This is a genomic window from Paenibacillus alkaliterrae (assembly GCF_021532375.1).
Classification (GTDB): Bacteria; Bacillota; Bacilli; order Paenibacillales; family Paenibacillaceae; genus Pristimantibacillus; species Pristimantibacillus alkaliterrae.
On the sequence record NZ_JAKGAP010000131.1, the window covers coordinates 1 to 1829 of the forward strand.

Below are 1829 nucleotides of genomic sequence, written 5' to 3' on the forward strand. Positions count from 1 at the left end.
CCTGCATGGCTGCTAACAGCTTTGCCAACGCTTCCTGTTCCGTCAAGCCTTCCTCCATCAAGTCAATAAGTATCGACGTAATCGTGGTGACTTCTTCAAGTGAAGGATCCGCCTTCATCGCTGCTTTCATTAAGGCGGAAGCCGTTTCTTCAGAAACGCCTTCTTCAATCATATCAATATGAGCGGCGGTTAGCGTTGTGATTTCTTCCAGCAACATGTCTTGATCTACGCCTTGTTCAAGTGCTGCTTGAATATAAGCGAGGCTTTGTTCCGGATTGGCCCCCGAGTCCTGCATGTCGATCATTGCGGCAATGATCGTAGATAACTCTTCGAAGTCTTTGTCCGCTTTAACAGCGCCTTGCAGCATCGCAATGGCTTTCGCTTCGTCGAAACCGGCCTCTAGCATGTCTTCAAGAGCAGAGGCGACCGTATCCAACTCATCCAAGAAAACGTTTTTATCCACACCATCTATATCGGACAACATTAATATTTCTTGAACCGCTTCCGGGGAAATACCGGTTTCCATCAGATCGATATAGTCGGAAGGCAGCAAGCCTTTTTCGAGAGCAAGCTCGAACAACTCGGGTGTGACGATAACGGAGTGCACTTCGTTAGTCTGATTTGCCGCCGAAAGACTGTCGGAGACCGCTTGCTTGGACCCTCGGGCTAATTGCTGCAATAATTCATCGTTTGTAAGACTTTCGACGTTGCGGATCGAGAGGACAAATTCTTTATCCGCGTCGACATACCCAAGTTCGAGGGTTGCTGTTGTGATCATTTCGAGCGCGATTTCCAGCTCCATACCGATCAACTCCAACTCGCCCACTACTTGTTTCGCGTCATCGTTTAATGGTTCAATCTGCATGACCTCGTTGTCTTTATCAACAACCAATTGAACGGCCGGATTGACTTGCAGCGTGACGTAGGCCGCAGCCTCTTGCGAACCTGTAAAGAATAAGGAATAGATTCCAAAGAGCAAGGCGACGGAAAGCACCGGCGCAATCACTTTTGTGTTTTTCAATATAGACATTGTTATCGCTCCCCATTGTTTTTTTAGCTGAAAATCTGAATTGTTTCTTGCGTATAACCTCGTACGAAGTAAATGCTTAAGACGGTACTTGTGATGATCCAGATGCACCTCCGGTTTTTCCATTGTCTCCAACTGTTCGACCAGGTCTTCTTTTCTCATAAATCTCACCTTCTACATGGTATAATGACGTTCGGGAAAAAAGGTTGCATATTTATCCAAAGTTATTACACATATTTTTTTAATTTTTCGATTCCACGATGAAGCAGCAACTTTACGGTTCCATCGGATTTACCTAAGATGTGGCCATTGTCCCTTACAGATTTTTGTTCAAAGTATCTCAGGGACAGCACTTCTTGATACTTGAGCGGCAATTCCTTGATCTTCTGTTGGAAAAATAAAAATTGATCGTGTCTCGCCAATTCTTCCTGTGCTTGAATGAGCTCTTCCTCCAAGATGTAATCCGCCATCGGCTCCGTATCCGACCGCTCGAGCATGCGGTCGAACGAATCGGTGCGAGAATGCGGATTCCGGTAATACAGCTTGATTTCATTGTTGGCGATTCGATAGAGCCAAGCGGAGGGGAACACAATATGACGAAGAAACAGTACGACTTAAACTTTAAGAAAATGGTTGTTGCCAAGGGTAAAGAGATTGGCAATATGACAGCGGTAGCGCGTCAACATGAGCTTGATCCTAAGATGGTTCGTCGCTTATCATATTGGGCTGACCTGTGAATCCAAGCACCTGGTTCAGATCACGCAGGAAGCGCTTATGAAGCGCCAGCTCTTTGATCAAGAGG

At 46.0% G+C, this 1829-nt stretch carries 2 protein-coding genes; both read right to left on the reverse strand.

Annotation, left to right across the window (positions count from 1 at the left end):
* A partial coding sequence (locus L1N85_RS26500) for an anti-sigma-I factor RsgI family protein (protein ID WP_235242017.1) occupies positions 1–1189 on the reverse strand: 1189 nt, incomplete at its 3' end.
* 65 nt (positions 1190–1254) lie between these two features.
* Positions 1255–1617 carry an RNA polymerase sigma factor gene (locus L1N85_RS26505; protein WP_235242018.1) on the reverse strand — a complete coding sequence of 121 codons (363 nt, stop codon included), beginning with the start codon at positions 1615–1617 and terminating at the stop codon, positions 1255–1257.
* Positions 1618–1829: the final 212 nt, after the last annotated feature.